Annotated in this window: 1 pseudogene; it reads left to right on the top strand. The window is 66.3% G+C overall.

The features are described 5' to 3' along the window. Positions 1 to 279 (top strand): annotated as a pseudogene (locus NE547_RS18250) (diguanylate cyclase); the annotation flags it as partial.

Raw genomic sequence — 279 nt, forward strand, 5'->3', positions numbered from 1 at the left:
CTGAGCCGCGCGCTCAATGGAGAGATCGGCGACGACAACGATCCGGCCGCCGCCTATATGGACGTGGCGGTGCCGCTGGAACGCGGGGGGGCCGGCTATATCATCTATGTGCGGGATGACCGCACGACCGTGCAGGCCCTGAACAGCGAGCTGATTACCCTGATCGTGGAGGCGCTGGTCTTCGGGCTGGTGATCTCCGTGCTGCTCTCGTTCCTGCTGTCCACGACGCTGATCACCCCCATCGAGCGGCTGACCGAAGGCGCCGAGCGGGTGGCGGAC

Origin of the sequence: Flavonifractor sp. DFI.6.63, assembly GCF_024462255.1 — a bacterium.
Taxonomy (GTDB): domain Bacteria; phylum Bacillota; class Clostridia; order Oscillospirales; family Oscillospiraceae; genus Lawsonibacter_A; species Lawsonibacter_A hominis.